The following is a 20,594-nucleotide window of genomic DNA, read 5'->3' as shown; positions in this document are numbered from 1 at the left end:
GGTCTCGCCTAGCATGCCGCGGGTGACCACCTACGCTCTCCGCAGCGCCAGCCCTGCCAAGACCCGAGCCGACGCCGTCGTCGTGGGGGTGGTCGCCGGCCCGAAGGGGCCACGGCTGTGCGACGCCGCGGCGGACGTGAGCGCGGCCTACGGTCGCCGGCTGCGTCCCTTCCTCTCCACGATGGGTGTGACCGGCAAGGCCGGTGAGGCCGTCCGGACGCCCACCCGTGACGAGGTCAACGCGCCGCTGCTGGTGTTCGTCGGCCTGGGCGAGGACCCGACCGACCCCATCGCCGTACGACGTGCCGCGGGGGTCGCGGCCCGCAACGTCCCCAACGCCGCGTCGGTCGCCCTCGCCCTGCCGAGCGAGACGCCCGAGCTCGTCGCCGCCGTGGTCGAGGGACACCGTCTCGGCGGCTACACCTTCACCGCCTACAAGTCGGCGAAGTCCGAGTCCACCGAGCCCAACGACGTCGTCGTGCTCACCGCCATCGCGCGACGCGCCGAGGCCCTCGCCGCGCTGGAGCGCGCGGAGGTGCTCGCCGACGCCGTCACCCTCACCCGCGACTGGGTCAACACCCCGCCCCGCGACTGCACTCCCCCGCTGCTGGCCGACCTGGTGACCGCCGCGCACAAGGAGGTCACCAAGGGCCGCGGGGCGCCCAAGGTCGCGCTCGAGGTGTTCGACCACGAGCAGCTCGCGGACATGGGCTGCGGCGGCATCCTCAGCGTCGGCGACTCCTCCGAGGCGCCGTCGCGCCTGGTCAAGCTGACCTGGGCGCCGCGGGACGCGGTCGCCCACCTCGCCCTCGTGGGCAAGGGCGTCACCTTCGACTCCGGCGGCCTCACCATCAAGCCGTCGTCCAGCATGGTCAACATGAAGGGCGACATGGCCGGCGCGGCCAGCGTCATCGCCGCCACCCTCGCCGTCGCGCGGCTCGGCCTGCCCGTCAAGGTGACCGCGTTCGCCCCCATGGCCGAGAACATGGTGTCCGGGACCGCCACCCGCCCGGGCGACGTCATCACGATGCACAACGGCTCCACCGTCGAGATCGCCAACACCGACGCCGAGGGCCGGATGCTGCTGGGTGACGCACTCTCGCTGGCGGTGCTCGAGGAGCCCGACCTCGTCGTCGACATCGCCACCCTGACCGGCCACATGCAGCTCGCGCTGGGCGACAAGGTCGGTGCCGTGATGGGCACCGACGACGAGGTGCAGGTCGTGCTGGCGGCGGGAGCGGCCGCCGGCGAGCAGCACTGGCCGATGCCGATCCCGGAGGAGATGAAGGAGCGCATCACCTCCTCCAAGGTCGCCGACCTGCTCCAGCACGACTGGGTCCGCTGGGGCGGCGGCCTCTACGCCTCGGCGTTCCTGCGCGAGTTCACCGGCGGGCTGCCGTGGGCGCACCTCGACATCGCCGGCAAGGAGATCAACACCGGCGGTCCCTACGGCCACGTCCCGGCCGGGGCCACCGGCTTCGGAGTCACCACGCTCGTCGAGATCGCGCGCTCGCTGGCCGAGGGCCGCTCCGCGGACTGACCGGAGGCCGGACGCGAGCGTCGAGGACGACCGGCGGGCTAGATGCCCTCGGCCTTCTTCCGCCGGTTGTAGTCGCGCATCCGCTGGGGCACGCCCACGACCGCGGCGTCGTAGGACGGCACACGGTGGCGGTTGGCGAAGTCGTGGGCCCACTTCACGCTCGGCACCCGGCGTCGCGTCCACTCGCCGTCGTGGGCGACGAGCAGCAGCGTCACGTCGCTGACGGCCGTGCGGGGCTCGACGAAGCCCTCGACCCCCTGGCGGGTGCTGACGAACGCCTCGAGGTGGCGCACGTCCTCACCGTCGGACGCGCGGACGCGCGTGGAGCCGGTGCGGATGGCGTCCCGCGCAGGAGCACTGCTGCGCCCCTTGCGGCGGAATCGGTCGAACAAGCCCATGCGCACATTCTGCCGGGACCTTCCGCATCGCGCTCGCCGATCGCCCGTTCGACCCACCCGACCCGGTGTGGACAGCGTCGCGAAGAGTGCAAAGATGGTCGCGCCCGAGGTGGTCGGTGCGAGTCGAGCGTGTGGAGGGAATCAGTGGCGGACGGAGAGTTCGACGTCCTCATCCTCGGGGCTGGTTCGGGCGGGTACGCCTGTGCCCTGCGAGCGGCCCAGCTGGGCCTGAGCGTCGGCCTGGTCGAGAAGGGCAACCTCGGGGGCACCTGCCTCCACGTGGGCTGCATCCCCACCAAGGCCCTCCTCCACGCCGCCGAGGTCGCCGACTCTGCCCGCGAGGCCGCACAGTTCGGCGTCACCGCCACCCTCGACGGCATCGACATGACCGGCGTCAACGCCTACAAGGACAAGGTCGTCGACCGGCTGTTCAAGGGACTCACCGGCCTGATCAAGTCGCGCGGCATCACGGTCATCCAGGGCACCGGCACGCTGACCGGTCCCCGCGAGGTGACCGTCGACGGCACCGTCCACACCGGCAAGGCCGTCGTGCTGGCGTCCGGCTCCTACAGCAGGTCGCTGCCCGGTCTCGAGGTCGACGGCGTCAAGGTCCTCACCTCCGAGCACGCGCTGCGCCTCGACCGGGTCCCCGCCTCGGCCATCGTGCTGGGCGGCGGCGTCATCGGCTGCGAGTTCGCCAGCGTCTGGAAGTCCTTCGGCTCCGACGTCACCATCGTCGAGGCCCTGCCGCGCCTGGTCGCCGCCGAGGACGAGGCCTGCTCCAAGGCGCTCGAGCGCGCCTTCCGCAAGCGCAAGATCGCCTTCCGCACCGGCACGCCGTTCCAGAGCGTCAAGACGACCGACACCGGCGTCGCCGTCACCGTCGAGGGCGGCGACGTCATCGAGGCCGAGATCCTCCTCGTCGCCGTCGGGCGCGGGCCGGCCACCGACGGTCTCGGCTACGCCGAGCAGGGCATCGAGATGGACCGCGGCTTCGTGCTCGCCGACGAGCGGTGCCGCACCAACGTCGACGGCGTCTACGCCGTCGGCGACATCGTCCCCGGCCTCCAGCTCGCCCACCGCGGCTTCCAGCAGGGCATCTTCGTCGCGGAGGAGATCGCCGGGCTCGACCCGCGCCCGATCGACGAGTCCGGCATCCCGCGCGTGACCTACTCCCACCCGGAGATCGCGTCGGTCGGCCTCGACGAGGCCCGCGCCCGCGAGCTGCACGGCGACGCGGTGACCACGCTGACCTACGACCTCGGCGGCAACGGCAAGAGCCAGATCCTGCAGACCCAGGGCTTCGTCAAGCTCGTCGGCCTCCAGGACGGACCGGTGCTCGGCGTCCACATGGTGGGCGATCGCGTCGGTGAGCTCATCGGCGAGGCCCAGCTCATCTACAACTGGGAGGCGCACGCCGACGACGTCGCGCCGCTCGTGCACGCCCACCCCACCCAGAACGAGGCCCTCGGCGAGGCGCACCTCGCGCTGGCCGGCAAGCCGCTCCACGCGCACTCCTGAAGCACCTCCTCGAAGCACCCGAGAATTCCCCAACCACACGCGAGCGAAGGAACCACATGGCCTCCGAAGTCACCCTCCCCGCACTCGGCGAGTCCGTCACCGAGGGCACCGTCACCCGCTGGCTGAAGCAGGTCGGTGACACGGTCGCCGTCGACGAGCCGCTGCTGGAGGTCTCCACCGACAAGGTCGACACCGAGATCCCGTCCCCGGTCGCGGGCACGCTGCTGGAGATCAAGGCCAACGAGGACGACACCGTCGAGGTCGGCGCGGTCCTGGCCGTCGTGGGCGAGGAGGGCGAGTCCGCCGGTGACGCGTCCGGGTCGGCCGAGCCGGAGGCGCAGCCGAAGGACGAGGGCGAGTCGGAGAAGAAGGCCGAGCAGGAGGAGCAGGTCGCCGAGGAGACGGGCGAGCTCCCCGCCGGCGACGAGACTCCCGAGTCCGAGAAGGACGACGCCCCGGCCCAGTCCGAGCCCGCCGCCGAGCAGGCCGCCTCCGGCGACTCCGGCGGCTCCTCCGGCGGTGGCGGCGGTGGCGGCGGCACGCCGGTGACGCTGCCCGCGCTGGGTGAGTCCGTCACCGAGGGCACCGTCACCCGCTGGCTGAAGCAGGTCGGCGACGAGGTCGCCGTCGACGAGCCGCTGCTCGAGGTCTCCACCGACAAGGTCGACACCGAGATCCCCTCGCCCGTGGCCGGCACGCTGCTGGAGATCAAGGCCGAGGAGGACGAGACCGTCGAGGTCGGCGCCGAGCTCGCGATCATCGGGTCCGGCGACGCCGGCTCCGGCGGCACCTCGGAGCCCCAGTCCGCCGAGGCGCAGCCCAAGGACGAGGCCAACGCCGAGAAGAAGGCCGAGCAGGAGCAGCAGGTCGTCGAGGAGAAGGGCGAGCTGCCCGAGGGCGACGAGACGCCCGAGTCGGAGAAGCAGGACTCCCCTGCCGCCGAGTCCCAGACGTCCGAGCAGCCGCAGCAGGTCGAGCCCGAGGCCAAGGGCGAGGCGCCCTACGCGCCCGCCCCGCAGGGCGAGCCCGAGCCGCAGCGCACCGACGCCGCCGCGAAGGCCCCGACCGCCGGATCCTCGGAGGGTGGCCGCGACCAGTCGGCGTACGTCACTCCGCTCGTGCGCAAGATGGCCGACCAGCACGGGGTCGACCTCGGCTCCGTCCAGGGCACCGGCGTCGGCGGTCGCATCCGCAAGCAGGACGTCCTCGACGCCGCTGCCGCCGCCCAGCAGGCCGCAGCCGCTCCCGCGGCCGCGCCGGCCGCCGCACCCGCGGCTGCGGGCGCTCCCCCGGCCGCTGCCGCTCCGTCGTCGGCGTCGCCGTCGCCGCTGCGGGGCACCACCGAGCCGCTCTCGCGCCTGCGCAAGGTCATCGCCACGCGCATGGTCGAGTCGCTGCGCGAGTCCGCCCAGCTGACGCAGGTCATGGAGGTCGACGTCACGTCGATCGCCCGCCTGCGGGAGGCGTCGAAGGCCGACTTCCTGGCCCGCGAGGGCGTGAAGCTCACCTACCTGCCGTTCTTCGCGAAGGCGGCGATCGACGCGCTCAAGCTGCACCCCAAGCTCAACGCGGCGATCGACACCGACAAGGGCGAGGTGACCTACTTCGACCGCGAGAACATCGCGTTCGCGGTCGACACCGAGAAGGGCCTGCTGACGCCGGTCGTGAAGGAGGCGGGCGACCTCTCGATCGCCGGGCTGGCGAAGAAGATCGCCGACGTCGCCGAGCGCACCCGCACCAACAAGATCACCCCGGACGAGCTGTCCGGTGGCACCTTCACCATCACCAACCTCGGCAGCTTCGGGGCGCTCTTCGACACCCCGATCATCAACAAGCCGCAGGTCGCCATCCTCGGCCCCGGTGCCGTGGTGAAGCGTCCCGTCGTGATCGACGACCCCAACCTGGGCGAGACGATCGCGGTGCGCCACATGGTCCACCTCTCCCTGACCTACGACCACCGCCTGGTCGACGGCGCCGACGCGGGCCGCTTCCTCCAGGAGGTCAAGAAGCGCCTCGAGGCAGGTCAGTTCGAGGTCTGATCGCAGTCGCCGCCACGAGCCAGCGAGTGGCGGCGACGTCGCGCGATGATGTCGAGTGACCGGCACCCCGTGAGCCTGCGAGCGAGGTGCACCGGTCGTACCGAGACCTGGGCGCGGCTCCACGACGCCCCGTCCGCACACCGCGGGCGGGGCGTCGTCGTATGCCCGCGTGCGTCTCGACTGCCGTAGCCGCGTCGAGCGGTGCGTGAGGGGCATTCCCAGCACCTGCAGCCCCCCTCCGCCACCGCCGGCCCGCGTGTCGTACGCCGCCGCATCGCCGAGCGGTGCGTGAGGGGTGTTCGCGGTAGCTGGAGTCCCCCTCCGGCACCGCTCCGGGGTGGGGCCGCGGGGGACGCGGGTCACACGAAAATCAGGGGCGCGATGTCGGTGCCGACACGTAACGTCCAGTGCTTGTGACGGTGACCGAGACGCAGACCCAGACGGCACCGGCGACCACGTCAGCGACCGAGGGGCTGCTGCCCGGCCGGGTCCCGGTCGACTGGCACCGGGTGCGCCGTCCGCTGACCTACGTCTGCTTCTCGATGTCGCTGCTCGGCGCCATCGCCGCATCCCTCGGCTCGATGGTCGCCGGGCGCCTCGCCGACGACCCGACCGAGTCGCTCCTGGTGCTGCTGGCGCTGTGCGTCGTGGGCGGCGCGGTGATCGACACCGTCGCCAAGACCATCTGGGCGACCATCTGCGACCGCGCCGAGGGCCAGCTGCGCTCCGACCTCCTCGACGCGGCGATGGCCCAGCCCCTGTCCGAGCTCTCTGAGCAGGCTGTCGGAGAGGTGCTCGACCGCATCGACGACGACACCTGGGAGGTCGGCCAGCTCATGCGCTGGGGCGTGTGGCAGGCGGCGCGCACCCTGCTCGCATCCGGCCCGCTGTGGGTGGTCGCGTCGTTGACGTGGTGGCCCGCGGTGTTCCTGTTCCCGCTGACGGCCGTCGTCACCTACCTGGTGATCCGCCGGCTGCTGCCGCTGGTGGCGCAGCGCAAGGTGGTCGAGGAGGCCGCCTGGACCGACCACGCGGCGTCCACCGAGGAGGGCGTGGCCGCCCGCGACGACCTGCGCACCTCGCTGGGCCAGGCCCACGTGCTGCGGCGCAACGCCCAGCTCGCGTCGATCGTGCACCGCACCCTCGACGCCGTCCTCGCGGTGGAGGTCCGCATCACCCGGCGCAGCGGCGGTCTGCTCCACGCTGCGCTCGCCGCGGTCGGCGTCGTCGGCGTCGCGCTGGTCGTCTCGGGCGACCTGAGCACGGCCCGGCTGGTCACCCTCTTCCTCGTCACCACGATGTTCGTCGGCGGCGTCGACATGCTCGCGCGCCACCTGCCCGACCTGCAGGAGGGGTTCGGTGCGGTGCTGCGGCTGCGCGGCATGCTCGCCTCCCCCGCCGAGCCGACGGGCGGCCTCCCGGTGCCCGACGGTCCGCTCGACGTCGAGTTCCGCCACCTCGAGTTCAGCTACGGCACCGGCACCTTCGCCCTGCGCGACGTCGACCTGCTGCTCGCCGCCGGTCACACCTGCGCCCTCGTCGGCCGCACCGGGTCGGGCAAGTCCACGCTGGCCTCGCTGCTCTCGCGCGCGGTCGAGCCGCCCCGCGGCATGGTGTTCCTCGGGGGGGTCGACGTCCTCGACCTCGACCTCCAGCAGCTGCGCTCGGCGGTCGGCGTCGTGACCCAGCGCACCGAGGTCCTCGCCGGCTCGCTGGCCGACAACATCACCCTCTTCGACGACGTGCCCCGCGCGGTCGTCGAGGCGGCCGTGGCCGAGCTCGGCCTGACCGACTGGGTGCGCGGGCTGCCCGACGGGCTCGACACCGTCCTCGGCCCCGGCGGCACGAGCCTGTCCGCCGGGGAGGAGCAGCTCGTCGCCTTCGCCCGGCTGCTGGTCCGCGACGTCAGCGTCGTGGTCCTCGACGAGGCCACCGCCCGCATGGACCCGGTCACCGAGGCCCGTGTCGTCCGCGCCGCCGACCGCCTCATCTCCGGCCGCACGGGCATCCTGGTGGCGCACCGGCTCTCCACCACCGAGCGCGCCGAGCAGGTGGCCGTCCTCGAGTCCGGTCGCGTCGTGCAGCAGGGGCCCCGCCGCCGCCTCGCCGCGGAGGACGGCCCCTTCCGCGACCTCCTCGACGCCGCGGCGCACGAGTCGGTCGTCGAGGAGCACCACCACGACGACTCCGCGATCGGTTCGGTGCGACGCAGCACCACTCCCCCGGCGCCACCCGAGCTCGCGCCGTCGCCGAGCCTGGCCCGGCAGGTGCTCCACACCATCGGCATGCAGCCGCAGTGGGGCCTCCTCGGCGCCGTGCTGTTCCTCCTCTCCTCCCTGACCGGCGCCTTCGGCGCGGTGACCGGGTGGTTGTGGGGCCACATCGTCACCGACCTGCAGGACGGCGGTCGGCCCGTGCTCCTGGTCGTGGCGCTGGTCGGCTCGCTGCTCATCGGCCCCCTGCTGCTCGCCCAGGCGTTCCGCACCTACCCGCACTGGTGGGTGGAGGTACGCCTCCGCGTGCGCGCCGCGGTCCTGCACGGCCAGACCTCCCAGCGGCGGCTGCTGCGCACCCCGCCGGGAGAGGTGGTCGCCCGCACGATGGACGCCGACCGGCTCGCGCGCTACACCGACCGCTGGGTCGACTTCGTCAACGGCCTCGTCGTGGCCCTGGTGACCGCCCTGATCGCCCAGACCTGGGTGGCGGGCGCGGTCCTGCTGGCGGTCATGGTGGCCTCGGCGCTCGCCTCGACGCTAGGCCGACGGGTCGCCGGACGCTCGGCCGCGGCGGCGTCGACGGCGCGGGCCCGGTTCGGGCAGTCGCTCGTCTCGGCGCTCGAGTCGGTCCGCACGGTCAAGCTCGCCGCCGCGACACCGCAGGTCCACCAGCACCTGCGCGACGTCGATGGCGGCCGCGTGGACGCCGCGGTCCGCGAGCACCGCGTGCAGGCGCTGCTCGACGGCGTCCCCGTCGTCATGGTCCAGTGCGGTGTCGTCGCGGCCTGGGGCGGTCTGCTCACCGGGCAGTGGGAGCTCGCGACCGCCCTGCTGGTCGCCAACGCCGTCAGCGGCTTCGACTGGTTCGGACGCGTCGCCGGGTCCGTGGTGACCGAGGCGCCGGGCACCCGGGCCTGGATGAACGCGACCAGCGAGCTCGCCGGCGGCGGCGACCTGATGCACCTGCCGCCGGGTGTCGACCTGGTCCACGGCACCGGTCCCGAGCCGCCCGCGCCCGACCGCGAGCCCCTGCGCACCCTCAGCGTCCGCGACCTCGCCGCCGTGCACGACGACGGGACCCTGGGCGTGGAGGACGTCGACCTCGACGTGCGCGCCGGGGAGCTCGTCCTGCTCCTGGGGCAGGTCGGCTCGGGCAAGTCCAGCCTGCTCAGCGCGCTGGCCGGGCTCGTCGGCAGCACCGGAGAGATCCGGTGGAACGACCGCGTCGTCGACGACCCCCAGACCACCCTGCGTCCCGGACGGGTCGCTCACGTCGCGCAGGTGCCGCGCGTGCTGTCCGGCACCTTCACCGGCAACGTCGCCCTCGACCACGCCGACCGCACCGTCATGCCCGCGCTCGAGGCGGCGCGCATGGGCCGCGACGTCACCGAGGCCGGCGGCCCTGACGCCCTCGTCGGCCACCGCGGCGTACGCCTCTCGGGTGGCCAGGTGCAGCGACTCGCCCTGGCACGTGCGTTGGCGACCGACGCCGACGTGCTGCTGGCCGACGACGTCTCCTCGGCGCTCGACGCCGCGACCGAGATCGAGCTGTGGCAGGCGTTGCGCGCACGCGGCACCGCCGTCATCGGCGCCACCAGCAAGGCGGCGGCGCTGGCGCAGGCCGACCGGGTCGTGGTGCTCGACTCCGGCCGCGTGGTCGACGACGGCCCGTGGCACGAGCTGTCCGCGCGGTGGGCGCACCTGGCCGGCTGAACCGCCGACGCACGCTTGGGGCGCGTGGTTGGGTGGAGCCATGCGCGTCGTCATCGCCGGGGCCTCGGGCTTCCTCGGGACCCACCTGTCCGACCACCTCCGGGTGCACGGGCACGAGGTGACAGCCCTGGTGCGGCGCGAGGCGTGCTCGCCGCACGAGTCCCGCTGGGACCCCGCGGCCGGGAGCATCGACCACGGGGTGATCGAGGCGGCCGACGCCGTCGTCAACCTCGCCGGTGCCAGCATCGCCGGCAACCCGCACTCGAGGAAGTGGGCTCGGGAGGTGCTGGAGTCGCGGGTCTCCACCACGCGGCTCCTCGCCGAGACGATCGCCGAGACCGAGCGGCCGGCGGCCTTCCTCGCCGGCAACGGCATCGCCTGGTACGGCGACCACGGCGCGACGCCGGTCACCGAGGACACCCCGAGCACGGGCGACGCCTTCCTCACCACGGTCTCCCACGAGTGGTCGGCGGCGGCCGACCCGGCCCGGAAGGCCGGGGCCCGCGTCTGCGAGCTGCGCACCTCGCCCGTCATGGACCGCACCTCACCGCCGCTCAAGCAGCTGCGCCTGCTCTTCCAGGCCGGCGGCGGCGCGCGGCTGGGCTCCGGCAAGCAGTTCATGCCGATGATCTCGCTGCGCGACTGGGTCGGGGCGGTGAGCTATCTCATCGAGTCTCGCGACGTCTCCGGGGCGTTCAACCTCTGCTGCCCCCACACGCCGACCAACGCAGAGTTCACCCGCGCCCTGGCCGCGGCGCTGCACCGCAAGGCCTTCCTCGCCGTCCCGGCGGCGCTCATGAAGTTGGCGGCCGGCGACCTGGCCCCCGAGGTCCTCGGCTCGATCAACGCGCGGCCGGCAGCGCTCGAGCGCGCCGGCTACGACTTCGAGGACGAGGACGTGAGCGAGGTGCTGGCCGCCGCACTGTCCTGATCGCGCACCTCGGCCACCACCCACGTCCCGCCGTCACGGACCAGCACCACCCGCCGCGTGGACGGCCGGCCCACCGGCAGCGCGACCGGCGAGCCGGCGCCGACGGCCTCGGCTCCCACGACGCGGTCGGTGACCACCAGCGCCAGCCGGTTGGACGACCGGGCAGCCACGCGCAGTGCCAGCACCTGCGTCGTCAGGCCCTCGACCCGGAGGCCGCGCCGGAGATAGCCACGCAGCAGCCGGACGTCGGCCGCGCCCGCCCCGGACCCGTCGGCGTACAACCGGCGGAGTGCCGCTGCGTCGCCCTCGGCCCAGGCGGCGGCTCGTCGCTCGTCCCAGTCGGCCAGCACCGCCGCGGGTCCCGTCCGGGTGCGCGGCGCCGCGGACGGCGAGCCCGAGCCGGCCGCGTCGATCCGCGGTCGCGGCGGCGGATCGGGACGCGCCACGGCGACCACCAGAGTCGCCACGACCAGCGCGCAGGCGACGCCGGTGAGCACGGGGAGCAGTCGTCGCGGGTCCACCACCCCACCCTCGCCGATCCTCCGGCCGGCTGCAGGCGTCATCCACAGGCCCCGGCACCCCGGCGTCGCCCTCCCCCGACAGACATCTGAGGACGCCGTGGACGAATGCGAACCCGCTGTCCGACCGCCGCGTCCTCAGATACCGGGGCCGGCGCGGCCCGGCGCGCGGCGTACGCTCGGGGCATGTCGTCGGAGCCGATCCCCACGCACCCCCTCGACGTCGAGATCGCCGGACTCGGCGACGACGCCGTCGACTACCTCGCCGCGTGGGAGCTCCAGCGCGGGGTGCACGAGGAGGTCGTCGCGGGCACTCGCCCCGACACCGTGCTGCTGCTCGAGCACCCCCCGGTCTTCACCGCCGGCAAGCGCACCGACCCCCACGAGCGCCCGGTCGACCCCGGCGGCGCAGCGGTGATCGACGTGGACCGCGGCGGCAAGATCACCTTCCACGGTCCCGGCCAGCTCGTCGGCTACCCGATCGTCGCCCTGCCCGACCACGTCAAGGTCGTCGACTACGTCCGCCGGGTCGAGGAGGCGCTGATCGCGGTCTGCGCCGACCTCGGCGTCACGACGGCCCGCATCCCCGGCCGCAGCGGCGTGTGGCTGCGCGAGGACGAGCGCGGCCCCGAGCGGAAGATCGCGGCCATCGGGATCAGGGTCAGCCGAGGGGTGACGATGCACGGGTTCGCGCTCAACTGCGACGTCGACCTGGGCTGGTACGACCGCTTCGTGCCGTGCGGCATCGCCGACGCCGGCGTCACCTCGCTGTCGCAGGAGCTCGGCCGCGACGTCACCGTGGAGGACGTGCTGCCGAGCGTGCGACGGCACCTGGCGACCTACCTCTCCTGGCAGCCCTACGAGGCCACCCCGGACTACGACGCGCGTCCTGAGCCGGGGCGCGGCCCGCGCATCGAGCTGGTCAGGCCGGGCGCACCGGCCTGAGCAGCGCCACCGGGATCACGCGCCCGGCCTTGCGCTCGTAGCGCGCGACACCGGGTGCCCGGGCCATCACCACGTCGCGCCACACGCGGTCACGCTCGGGACCGGTGAGCTCCTCGACGTCGACGTCCTGGGCGGTCCGCCCGATCTCGATGCGGGCCCGCGACGCGTGGCGCAGGTTGCGGAACCAGTCGGGGTCGCTCGGAGCCCCGCTCCCGGTGCCCCAGACGAGGTAACCGCCGTCGTGCTCAAGGTAGCGCACCATCGTCGAGCGCGGCAGGCCGGTACGACGACCGGGCGAGGTGATCATCAGCGCCGTCTGGTCGCCGAACGCGTCGAGGCGGCCTCCCGCCGCCCGGTGCAGGAAGACCCCGATCCTGTTGCCCATCGCCATGAGGCGACGTCGTGACGTGGTCACGCTCCCAGCGTCCACCCGAGCGTCGCGTGCGGTCAACGCGTCAGTCCCGCCGGTCCTCGCCGAACCGCTCGTGGGAAGGGTGCTCCTCGGCCAGGCGCCGGAGCAGTCGGCTCCGTCCAGCGCGGCCGCGGGAGGTGTCGTACGACCGCCCACCAGCGGCTCGGGTCCACCGAGCCCGACAAGGTGGACACGCCCGCCTGAGCGGGACTTGTCGTGGACGGAGGCTGATTGGGGACGCTCGCGGTGCCGTCGTAGAGTGGCGGGTGTGACGACTGCTCCCGCACCCGAAGGACGCAAGCTCCTCCGACTGGAGATCCGCAACGCGGAGACCCCGATCGAACGCAAGCCGGAGTGGATCAAGACCCGGGCGAAGATGGGCCCGGAATACACCTCGCTGCAGAACCTGGTGAAGTCCGAGGGGCTCCACACGGTCTGCCAGGAGGCCGGCTGCCCCAACATCTTCGAGTGCTGGGAGGACCGCGAGGCGACCTTCCTCATCGGCGGCGACCAGTGCACCCGCCGGTGCGACTTCTGCCAGATCGACACCGGCAAGCCGCAGCCGCTCGACCGCGACGAGCCGCGCCGTGTGGCCGAGTCGGTGCAGAAGATGCAGCTGCGCTACGCCACCATCACCGGCGTCGCCCGCGACGACCTGCCCGACGGCGGCGCCTGGCTCTACGCCGAGACGGTGCGTGCGATCCACGAGCTCAACCCCGACACGGGCGTCGAGAACCTCATCCCCGACTTCAACGGCAAGCCCGACCTGCTCGCCGAGGTCTTCGAGTCGCGGCCGGAGGTGCTCGCCCACAACGTGGAGACGGTGCCGCGGATCTTCAAGCGCATCCGCCCGGCCTTCCGCTACGACCGCTCGCTCGACGTCATCACCCAGGCCCGCGACTTCGGCCTGGTGACCAAGTCCAACCTGATCCTCGGCATGGGCGAGACCCGCGAGGAGGTCAGCCAGGCGCTGCGCGACCTCCACGAGGCCGGCTGCGAGCTCATCACCATCACGCAGTACCTCCGTCCCTCCGCCCGGCACCACCCCGTCGAGCGGTGGGTCAAGCCGGAGGAGTTCGTCGAGCTCAAGGCCGAGGCCGACGAGATCGGCTTCGCCGGCGCGCTCTCGGGGCCGCTGGTCCGCTCGTCCTACCGCGCCGGACGGCTGTACGGTCAGGCGATGGACGCGCGCGCCGCCGCGAGCGCCTGACCCCGCACCGCCCAGCACCAGCCAACACCCGCATAAGCCCGCACCGCCCGCACCTGTTGAACACCTGACCGGACAAGGCCACCCTCATGTCGACGCCCGCCACCACGCCCAGCTCGCGCCGCGGGCAGATCATGCAGACCTACCAGATGGCCAAGCGGAGCGATCCGCGTCTCGGCCTGATCCTGATGGGCGTCTTCGTGGTCGGCGCCGCCCTGGGCTTCGCGCTCATGTGGGTGCTGCCCGGTGACGGCCTCCTCGGCTGGATCATCTCGGTGGTCGGCGCCCTGCTGATCGGCACCCTGTGCGCCCTGCTCGTCTTCGGTCGCCGCGCCCAGAAGGCGGCGTACACGCAGATGGAGGGCCAGCCCGCCGCGGGGGCAGGCGCCCTGCAGATGCTGCGCCGCGGCTGGAAGGTCGACCCGGTCGTCGGCTTCACCAAGCAGCAGGACGTCGTGCACCGCGTCGTCGGCCCGCCCGGCATCGTGCTCGTCGGCGAGGGGTCGAGCCCCAGCCGGGTCAAGGCGCTGCTCGCGACCGAGCGCAAGAAGCACGAGCGCGTCGCCTACGGCGTCCCGATCCACGAGGTCGTCTGCGGTCGCGGCGAGGGCGAGGTCCCCCTGCCCAAGCTGGTCCGCCACGTCCAGAAGCTCGGCCGCAACGTCAAGCCCGCCGAGATGACCGACATCCTCCAGCGACTCAAGGCCCTCGACGCCCAGCGCGGCAAGCTGCCGCTCCCCAAGGGGCCGATCCCGACCTCCATGAAGGGCATGCGCTCGCAGCAGCGCGGCCGCTGACCTTCCCGGTCAGAGGGCGACGGTCCGCGTGCCGGCCGCCACGTCGTGGAGGCCGCGACCGTCGAAGGTCAGCAGCGGCGGGACGAGCAGCCCGACCAGCACGGAGCGGGCGAGCGCCCGCAGCAGCGACACCGGGCGGCCCGAGCCGTCGTTGCGGACCACGCGAAGCCGCGTGGCGAGCTTGCCGAACGACCCGCCCGCCAGCGCAGTGAACAGGGCGGACTCGAGGACGAACAGCGCGAGCGTGCCGAGGCCGTTGGGGTTGCCGCCGAGGACGCCGGCGGCCACCAGGCCCTCCACGACTGCCAGGCAGGTCACCCAGTCCACGAACAGCGCGAGGATGCGTCGCCCCCAGGTGGCCGAATGGAGCTCCGGTGTTACAGCGCTGGTCACGCGACCAGCCTAGGAGGGGGTCGGGGACGGCTCATCGACCGGTCAGCCGTAACACGGCCGAAACAAACGGGATACGGTCTGGAAACTGCTCCGACCTAGCGTGGCGGCACGGTGCAACGAGGCTCCGCTCCCGAACGCTGCAAACTCGACGTGCGCGCGCCGCCGTCAAGGAGGAACCGAATGTTCAACAACTCCGATGAGCTCCTCAAGTTCATCAAGGACGAGCGCGTCGAGATGGTCGACGTGCGCTTCTGCGACCTGCCGGGCGTGATGCAGCACTTCACGGTGCCGGTCTCCTCCTTCGACCAGTCGGTCTTCGAGGACGGTCTCGCCTTCGACGGCTCCTCGATCCGTGGCTTCCAGGCCATCCACGAGTCGGACATGTCGCTGTTCCCGGACGTGACGACCGCCTACCTCGACCCCTTCCGCGTCGCCAAGACGCTGGTCGTCAACTTCTTCATCCACGACCCGATCACCGGCGAGGCCTACAGCCGCGACCCGCGCAACATCGCCAAGAAGGCGATGGCCTACCTCGGCTCGACCGGCATCGGCGACACTGCCTACTTCGCCCCCGAGGCCGAGTTCTACGTGTTCGACAAGGTCCGATTCGCGACCTCGGAGAACGAGGGCTTCTACCACATCGACTCCGAGGCGGGCGCCTGGAACTCGGGTGCCGTCGGCACCGAGGACAACCCCAACCGCGGCTACAAGGTCAAGTACAAGGGCGGCTACTTCCCGGTGGCGCCGTACGACCACTTCGGCGAGCTGCGCGACGAGATGGTCATCGAGCTAGAGAAGTCCGGCCTGCTCGTCGAGCGCGCCCACCACGAGGTCGGCACCGCCGGCCAGGCCGAGATCAACTACAAGTTCGACGAGCTGCTCAAGGCCGCCGACGACGTGATGAAGTTCAAGTACATCATCAAGAACGTCGCCTGGCGCAACGGCAAGTCCGCCACCTTCATGCCCAAGCCGATCTTCGGCGACAACGGCTCCGGCATGCACTGCCACCAGTCGATCTGGAAGGACGGCTCGCCGCTCTTCTACGACGAGACCGGCTACGCCGGCCTGTCCGACACCGCGCGCCACTACATCGGCGGCATCCTCAAGCACGCCCCGTCGCTGCTGGCCTTCACCAACCCGACGGTCAACTCCTACCACCGCCTGGTGCCCGGCTTCGAGGCCCCGGTCTCGCTGGTCTACTCCCAGCGCAACCGCTCGGCGTGCGTCCGCATCCCGATCACGGGTGCGAACCCGAAGGCCAAGCGCGTGGAGTTCCGCTGCCCCGACCCGTCGGCCAACCCCTACCTCGCCTTCTCGGCCCTGCTGCTCGCCGGCATCGACGGCATCCAGAACAAGATCGAGCCGCCGGACCCGATCGACAAGGACATCTACGAGCTGCCGCCGGACGAGATGGCCGACATCGACCAGGTCCCCACCTCGCTCGGCGCGGTGATGGACAACCTCGAGAAGGACCACGAGTTCCTCACGGCCGGCAACGTGTTCACGCCCGACCTGATCGAGACCTGGATCGACTACAAGCGGACCAACGAGATCCTCCCCGTCCAGCTGCGCCCGCACCCGCACGAGTTCGAGCTCTACTACGACATCTGATTCCGGGGTCTCGCTGACCTGCGGCTAGATGCCTGAAACGGCGTCTGACCTGCGAAAACGTCTTCCGACGTCTTCCAGCGTCAGGCGCCGTTTCTCATCCTTGTGCGTACCCAGTGCACCCCACGGCGTGGGAGCATCAGGGCGAGCACCAGGGTTCCACACGGACGAGCGCGGCACACTCAACGTGGTGCGTCATCGGGCAGTGGTCCATGACGCTGAGCGTAATTGTGATCGATTGCGATCGACTGCGCTGAAGGGGGCAGAACGAGCCCTTGACCTGCGGAGATGCATTCTTGGAAGCGCGCGGGTGTCGGCGTCCAGTTGCGGGTGCCTGCGTGAATCGCCCCGGGTTTCGTGGAGGCTCGGTTACTTGGAACCAGCCCCGGTCGGGACGGGTGTTTCAACGTAGTCGGTGACGACTCCGGTGGCCCAGTGGTTCGCCTCGAACTCGGCGGGCGGGATGAGGCCGATCTCGCCGTGGAGTCGCCTGTGGTTTGAACCAGTCGATGTACTCGGCGACGGCGATCTCGACGTCGCTCACGTTCTTCCAGCCGCCCTTGGGACGCATCACCGGGTTGCGGATGCACTCGGCCTTGAACAGCGAGTTGAGCGCCTCGGCCATCGCGTTGTCATACGAGTCGCCTCGCGATCCGACCGACGCGACGGCCTCGGCTTCGGCGAGCCGCTCGGTGTAGCGAATCGCTCGGTACTGGACTCCGCGGTCGCTGTGATGGACCAGCCCGGCTGTGTCCTGCCCTGCGCGGTGCCGGTTCCACAAGCCCATGTCGAGGGCGTCGAGCGCCAGGTCGGTGCGCAGCGACGTGGACACCTGCCAGCCGACGATCATCCGGGAGAAGACGTCGAGGACGAACGCGACGTAGGTCCAGCCCGCATGCGTCCTGACGTAGGTCAGATCGGCCACCCATAACTGGTTCGGGCCCGTGGCGACGAACTTCCGATTGACCAGGTCTTCGGGTCGCTCGGTCTCAGCACCGTCGACGATAGTGGTCTTGCGGCTCTTCTCCCGCGGGATCCCACGCAGCCCCTCGGCACGCATCAGCCGTTCCACGGTGCACCGGGCGACGCGGATACCTTCGCGGTTGAGCTCGGCAAGGATCTTCCTCGCGCCGTAGACGCCGAGGTTGGCCTTGTGGGCGACCTTGATGTCCTCCACTAGTTCGGCGTCACGAATCGCGCGTGCCGACGGTGGTCTGGTCTTGGCGGCGTAGTAGCTGCTCGGGGCGGTCTGCACGCCGGCTTCCTTCAGCACGGCGCAGATCGGCCGCGAAGAAAGCCGAGGCCGTCTTCAAGATGTGGTTGGCCCGGCGAAGCTCGCGGACCTCCCGCTCGAGCTCGGCCAGCCGTTGCGCGTCGCTGGTCGTGGTGCCCGGCCGGACACCACCGTCGATCTCGGCCTGCCGGACCCAGTTGCGCAACGTCTCTGGGTGCATGCCCAACTGGTCGGCCACACGCTTGATCGCTCCTGGCTTCGTCGCCGGGTCCGCCCGCAGCTCCACCGCCATCCGGGTCGCTCGCTCACGCAGCTCGTCGGGGTACTTCCTGGGTGCTGCCATGACTCTCATCCTCCATGGATTGAGAGCCTCCACCAGACCCGGGGCGATTCAGTTTCGTCGAGCTGACATTGGACGTCACCGACGCCCAGCTGGTGCACATGCTCGTACCGGTGGAAGCCCAGAAGGGTCCGTACGCCGACGTCGACGTGCCGACCCGTGCCTGATGGACGTTCCGCGACGATGCTCGCCAACCGGCAGCGGACCCCGTACTCGTCAACATGCACCTAGACGTCGCCCGCACGGACACGACGTCGCAGTCGTGCTCTGACGCGTTGTTGACGCTCGACCTGGGCGGAGAACAACGCGGTCCCTGCGGAGTGCAACCCCCGAGAAACCGCTCGCGGGCGCGCGCTCGGAACCCCTCGTCAGCCTCGGTGTGTGCGTACGGCAAGGCCGCCAGCGCAAAGCACGCAGAAGAGTCCACAGACCACCTCGACCGCCACCGTGGCAGTTCTGGCGTGGTCAGCGAACGCACCGTTGACGGTGAGCAGGCTGCCGGCCAACACGGTCGCGACCACCGACACGGTATGCGGTTGTGGGGCACCCCCTTCGAGGATTCGCATGCCGGCCAACCCGATGACGATGGCGCATCCCAGAGCACGGGTGGCGTTGGACTGGCCGGGCAGCTCGAGCGGGTAGAGCTCCCACTGGCTGAACATCAGGACGATCGTGACCATCATCAGGGCGCCGCCGATGGGACGAACCGGGACGCGAAGTGGCGCCGTGGCGGCGGCGCGTTCGAGACGGCGGCGTCGGCGATCGACGTGTCGGGAGGTCGCGACTGCCCGAGGGTGGGTCACCATGTCGCCAGGGGCTACGCCTTGTCGGTCTTCACCGTGGATCAGGTGCGCGAGTTCGGAGCGCACACCACCGCTGCTCGTGTCGCGCATGATGCCTCCGCGAAACGCGACGGCTGCTCCGACGACCAGCACCGCTGCTCCGCTCCCTGTCCACGTCCACGACGTCACGACGCCACCGACGGTTGCGATGCTGCAGCCGATGAGGGCGGCGGCGGTCCCGCCCCACACCAGTCGTGGTCGCACCCGCCTCGACGGGTCGCGTTGCACGCGTCGCCCATTCTGCTCGCTCATGGCGCGACGATGAGGGCTTGCGGTGCGGCCTGCTTCATCCGGGTGTTGAGCCAGGTGAGCTGGCGCGACGTCTGGTCGCCTGCGTGCTGGGCGACCTCGAGGAGGTCGCGGTCGCGCAGTCCCTGTGCCCCCTGGGCAATCACGGTCCACGTCGTCTGCACCAGCGTCGCGAGGACGTGCAGGTCCTGCAGGTCGCGCAGCAGCCCGACCTCGCCCTCGCGGGTCTCCGCGAGGCCGGCGGCGTGGAGCCGTTCCGGCTCGTCGACGTCGTCGGCCTCGCCGTACCGCTGGATGATCGGCGCGAGTGCCTCCCGGTTGTCCTCCGACCACTCCGCGAACATCTGGCAGGTGTGGAAGACGTCCGCGACGTGCGCGTGCCCCTCGGCGACGGCGCGGAAGGAGTCCGCCATGGTCTTCTCGCTGTGGTCGGCCAGTCCGATGTAGGTCGTCAGGTGCGGCATCAGAGGTCTCCTTCCGCAAAAGAGGACGTCGAAGCCCGCCCCGCCGGCTGGGAGGGGTCGAGGAGGTAGTGCGGGGTGGCGGGCGGCTTCGTGCTGGTAGTGGGTTTGCCGCCTTGTGTCGCCCGGGGGCGGCGTTGGGGCGGTGGGGGCGGGCGGTCGGTGTCGGGCGCGGACGCGGTGGTCGTCGGTGCCGGGGACGGTCCGTCGCCGGCGCGGAGCCGGGTCACCTGGCAGGCGGCGGTCTTGAAGGAGGGCTGCTTGGAGACGGGGTCCCACACGGTCATGGTGAGCTCGTTGGCCAGCCTGCGGTTGGCGTCGTCGTGGCCTGCGCCGAGGTCGGCGTCGGGCTCCCAGTGGCCGTAGTGAAACGGCGCGAACACGGCGCCGTCCATGACGTTTCCGACCCGGGCACGCACCTCGATCGCGCCGCGCGGCGAGGCCACGCGCACCCAGTCGCCCTCCTCGATCCCGCGCGCCTCGGCGTCCGCGGCGGAGAGCTCGACCCATGCGTCGGGCGCCGCGCGGTTGAGGTCGCCCGAGCGGCCGGTCTTCGTGCGGGTGTGGAACTGGTAGACCGTGCGACCGGTCGTGTAGAGCAGCGGGTGGTCCTCGGACGGCTCCTCGTGCGCGGGCGTGTACGCCGCTCCCTTCAGGAACGCGCGGCCCGCGGGGTTCATCGCCCGGTGCTCGGTCTCGGTCACGGTGCCTCCCGTGGCGAGGTCGTGGCCGAAGGTCTCGCAGTCGTCGGTGTTGGTCGGGAAGACGGCGTCGGCGTAGAGCCGGTCGGTGCCGTCGGGATGCTCCTCGTTCACCGGCCACGGGACACCGCTCGGCCCGCGCAGCTTGTCGTACGACAGCCCGGTGTAGTCGACCGGCCGCCCGGCGGTGACCGCGGCCCACGCGTCGAACGCCTCCTCCGGGGTGCGCCACCCGATCAGCGGCTTCCCCGAGCTGTTCGTGAAACCCATCGCATCGGCGTACATCAGGAAGATGTCGAGGTCGCTGCGCGCCTCCCCCGGCGGGTCGACGGCCTTCTCGGACAGGTGGACGGTGCGGTTGACGTTGGTGTAGCAGCCGGTCTTCTCGCCCCACCCGGCTGCGGGCAGGACGACGTCGGCGAGCTCGGCGGTCTCGGTGAGGAAGAGGTCCTGGACGATGACGAAGCACTGGTCGCCTCCCAGGATCCGCCGTATCCGTGCCGACTCCGGCATCGAGACGGCCGGGTTG

The 20,594-nt window shown here is 71.7% G+C and carries 16 protein-coding genes and 1 pseudogene; 9 read left to right on the top strand and 8 right to left on the bottom strand.

Translation table 11 applies throughout. The annotated features are described in order from the left end of the window. Window positions 1-13: 13 nt before the first annotated feature. On the top strand, window positions 14-1,540 hold the full coding sequence (locus tag NCI01_RS18985; RefSeq protein WP_254183060.1) for a leucyl aminopeptidase: 1,527 nt from the start codon (window positions 14-16) through the stop codon (window positions 1,538-1,540). A 38-nt stretch (window positions 1,541-1,578) separates the two neighbouring features. On the opposite strand, the gene NCI01_RS18980 is transcribed toward NCI01_RS18985, so the two are convergent. Continuing rightward, the gene (locus tag NCI01_RS18980; RefSeq protein WP_254183059.1) at window positions 1,579-1,938 is read right to left on the bottom strand and encodes a hypothetical protein; all 360 of its coding nucleotides are present in this window, start codon (window positions 1,936-1,938) and stop codon (window positions 1,579-1,581) included. A 144-nt stretch (window positions 1,939-2,082) separates the two neighbouring features. On the opposite strand from NCI01_RS18980, the gene lpdA reads away from it, so the two are divergent. The 4 genes from lpdA (at window position 2,083) to NCI01_RS18960 (ending at window position 10,358) form a co-directional block, all read left to right on the top strand. Further along, window positions 2,083-3,459, top strand: coding sequence for a dihydrolipoyl dehydrogenase (gene lpdA, locus NCI01_RS18975; protein ID WP_254183058.1), 1,377 nt, complete (start codon window positions 2,083-2,085; stop codon window positions 3,457-3,459). 56 nt (window positions 3,460-3,515) lie between these two features. Next, a complete protein-coding gene (gene sucB / locus NCI01_RS18970; protein ID WP_254183057.1) occupies window positions 3,516-5,498 on the top strand; it encodes a 2-oxoglutarate dehydrogenase, E2 component, dihydrolipoamide succinyltransferase in 1,983 nt (660 codons plus the stop codon). A 419-nt stretch (window positions 5,499-5,917) separates the two neighbouring features. Beyond that, entirely contained in the window at window positions 5,918-9,427 is a 3,510-nt protein-coding gene (locus NCI01_RS18965; RefSeq protein WP_254183056.1) for an ATP-binding cassette domain-containing protein, read from the top strand. 40 nt (window positions 9,428-9,467) lie between these two features. Further along, window positions 9,468-10,358: a TIGR01777 family oxidoreductase gene (locus tag NCI01_RS18960; protein ID WP_254183055.1), complete on the top strand. Its 891-nt coding sequence runs from the start codon at window positions 9,468-9,470 to the stop codon at window positions 10,356-10,358. Here NCI01_RS18960 and NCI01_RS18955 read toward each other — a convergent pair. Next, the gene (locus NCI01_RS18955) at window positions 10,304-10,879 is read right to left on the bottom strand and encodes a hypothetical protein (protein WP_254183054.1); all 576 of its coding nucleotides are present in this window, start codon (window positions 10,877-10,879) and stop codon (window positions 10,304-10,306) included. The genes NCI01_RS18960 and NCI01_RS18955 overlap by 55 nt on opposite strands. 183 nt (window positions 10,880-11,062) lie before the next feature. On the opposite strand from NCI01_RS18955, the gene lipB reads away from it, so the two are divergent. Next, entirely contained in the window at window positions 11,063-11,821 is a 759-nt protein-coding gene (lipB, locus tag NCI01_RS18950; protein WP_254183053.1) for a lipoyl(octanoyl) transferase LipB, read from the top strand. Here lipB and NCI01_RS18945 read toward each other — a convergent pair. Continuing rightward, window positions 11,799-12,236 carry a nitroreductase family deazaflavin-dependent oxidoreductase gene (locus NCI01_RS18945; RefSeq protein WP_254183052.1) on the bottom strand — a complete coding sequence of 146 codons (438 nt, stop codon included), beginning with the start codon at window positions 12,234-12,236 and terminating at the stop codon, window positions 11,799-11,801. The genes lipB and NCI01_RS18945 overlap by 23 nt on opposite strands. Before the next feature lie 265 nt (window positions 12,237-12,501). Here NCI01_RS18945 and lipA point away from each other — a divergent pair, with 265 nt between their 5' ends. Both lipA and NCI01_RS18935 read left to right on the top strand, forming a co-directional pair. Then, complete coding sequence (lipA, locus tag NCI01_RS18940; protein WP_254183051.1) at window positions 12,502-13,443, top strand: lipoyl synthase; 942 nt, start codon at window positions 12,502-12,504, stop codon at window positions 13,441-13,443. Window positions 13,444-13,529: 86 nt separating this feature from the next. Beyond that, window positions 13,530-14,237 (top strand): DUF4191 domain-containing protein, encoded by a 708-nt coding sequence (locus NCI01_RS18935; RefSeq protein WP_254183050.1) that lies wholly within the window; start codon window positions 13,530-13,532, stop codon window positions 14,235-14,237. Between the two features lie 9 nt (window positions 14,238-14,246). On the opposite strand, the gene NCI01_RS18930 is transcribed toward NCI01_RS18935, so the two are convergent. Next, window positions 14,247-14,630, bottom strand: coding sequence for an RDD family protein (locus tag NCI01_RS18930; protein WP_254183049.1), 384 nt, complete (start codon window positions 14,628-14,630; stop codon window positions 14,247-14,249). A gap of 180 nt (window positions 14,631-14,810) precedes the next feature. Between NCI01_RS18930 and glnA the strand changes: the two genes are divergently transcribed. Next, complete coding sequence (gene glnA, locus NCI01_RS18925) at window positions 14,811-16,241, top strand: type I glutamate--ammonia ligase (protein WP_254183048.1); 1,431 nt, start codon at window positions 14,811-14,813, stop codon at window positions 16,239-16,241. A 366-nt stretch (window positions 16,242-16,607) separates the two neighbouring features. Here glnA and NCI01_RS18920 read toward each other — a convergent pair. The 4 genes and pseudogenes from NCI01_RS18920 to NCI01_RS18905 form a co-directional block, all read right to left on the bottom strand. Further along, window positions 16,608-17,815 (bottom strand): annotated as a pseudogene (locus NCI01_RS18920) (IS3 family transposase). 365 nt (window positions 17,816-18,180) lie between these two features. Next, the gene (locus NCI01_RS18915; protein ID WP_254183047.1) at window positions 18,181-18,906 is read right to left on the bottom strand and encodes a hypothetical protein; all 726 of its coding nucleotides are present in this window, start codon (window positions 18,904-18,906) and stop codon (window positions 18,181-18,183) included. Next, window positions 18,903-19,367 carry a hypothetical protein gene (locus tag NCI01_RS18910; RefSeq protein WP_254183046.1) on the bottom strand — a complete coding sequence of 155 codons (465 nt, stop codon included), beginning with the start codon at window positions 19,365-19,367 and terminating at the stop codon, window positions 18,903-18,905. Before NCI01_RS18910 ends, NCI01_RS18915 begins: the two co-directional genes overlap by 4 nt. Further along, window positions 19,367-20,594, bottom strand: a 1,228-nt coding sequence (locus NCI01_RS18905) for a molybdopterin oxidoreductase family protein (protein ID WP_254183045.1), incomplete at its 5' end; no start/stop codon positions are given. The genes NCI01_RS18910 and NCI01_RS18905, both read right to left, overlap by 1 nt.

Source organism: Nocardioides pinisoli (assembly GCF_024199985.1).
In the GTDB taxonomy this organism is placed as follows: domain Bacteria; phylum Actinomycetota; class Actinomycetes; order Propionibacteriales; family Nocardioidaceae; genus Nocardioides; species Nocardioides pinisoli.
This window is presented reverse-complemented; position numbering and strand designations above follow the sequence as displayed.

What these genes read in the sequence shown, in the direction of transcription:
- lipB (WP_254183053.1), top strand. Translation starts at nt 11,063, where the DNA reads ATGTCGTCGGAGCCGATCCCCACGCACCCCCTCGACGTCGAGATCGCC.
- NCI01_RS18980 (WP_254183059.1), bottom strand. Translation starts at nt 1,938, where the DNA reads ATGGGCTTGTTCGACCGATTCCGCCGCAAGGGGCGCAGCAGTGCTCCT.
- NCI01_RS18915 (WP_254183047.1), bottom strand. Translation starts at nt 18,906, where the DNA reads ATGAGCGAGCAGAATGGGCGACGCGTGCAACGCGACCCGTCGAGGCGG.
- NCI01_RS18960 (WP_254183055.1), top strand. Translation starts at nt 9,468, where the DNA reads ATGCGCGTCGTCATCGCCGGGGCCTCGGGCTTCCTCGGGACCCACCTG.
- NCI01_RS18985 (WP_254183060.1), top strand. Translation starts at nt 14, where the DNA reads ATGCCGCGGGTGACCACCTACGCTCTCCGCAGCGCCAGCCCTGCCAAG.
- sucB (WP_254183057.1), top strand. Translation starts at nt 3,516, where the DNA reads ATGGCCTCCGAAGTCACCCTCCCCGCACTCGGCGAGTCCGTCACCGAG.
- NCI01_RS18935 (WP_254183050.1), top strand. Translation starts at nt 13,530, where the DNA reads ATGTCGACGCCCGCCACCACGCCCAGCTCGCGCCGCGGGCAGATCATG.
- NCI01_RS18910 (WP_254183046.1), bottom strand. Translation starts at nt 19,367, where the DNA reads ATGCCGCACCTGACGACCTACATCGGACTGGCCGACCACAGCGAGAAG.
- glnA (WP_254183048.1), top strand. Translation starts at nt 14,811, where the DNA reads ATGTTCAACAACTCCGATGAGCTCCTCAAGTTCATCAAGGACGAGCGC.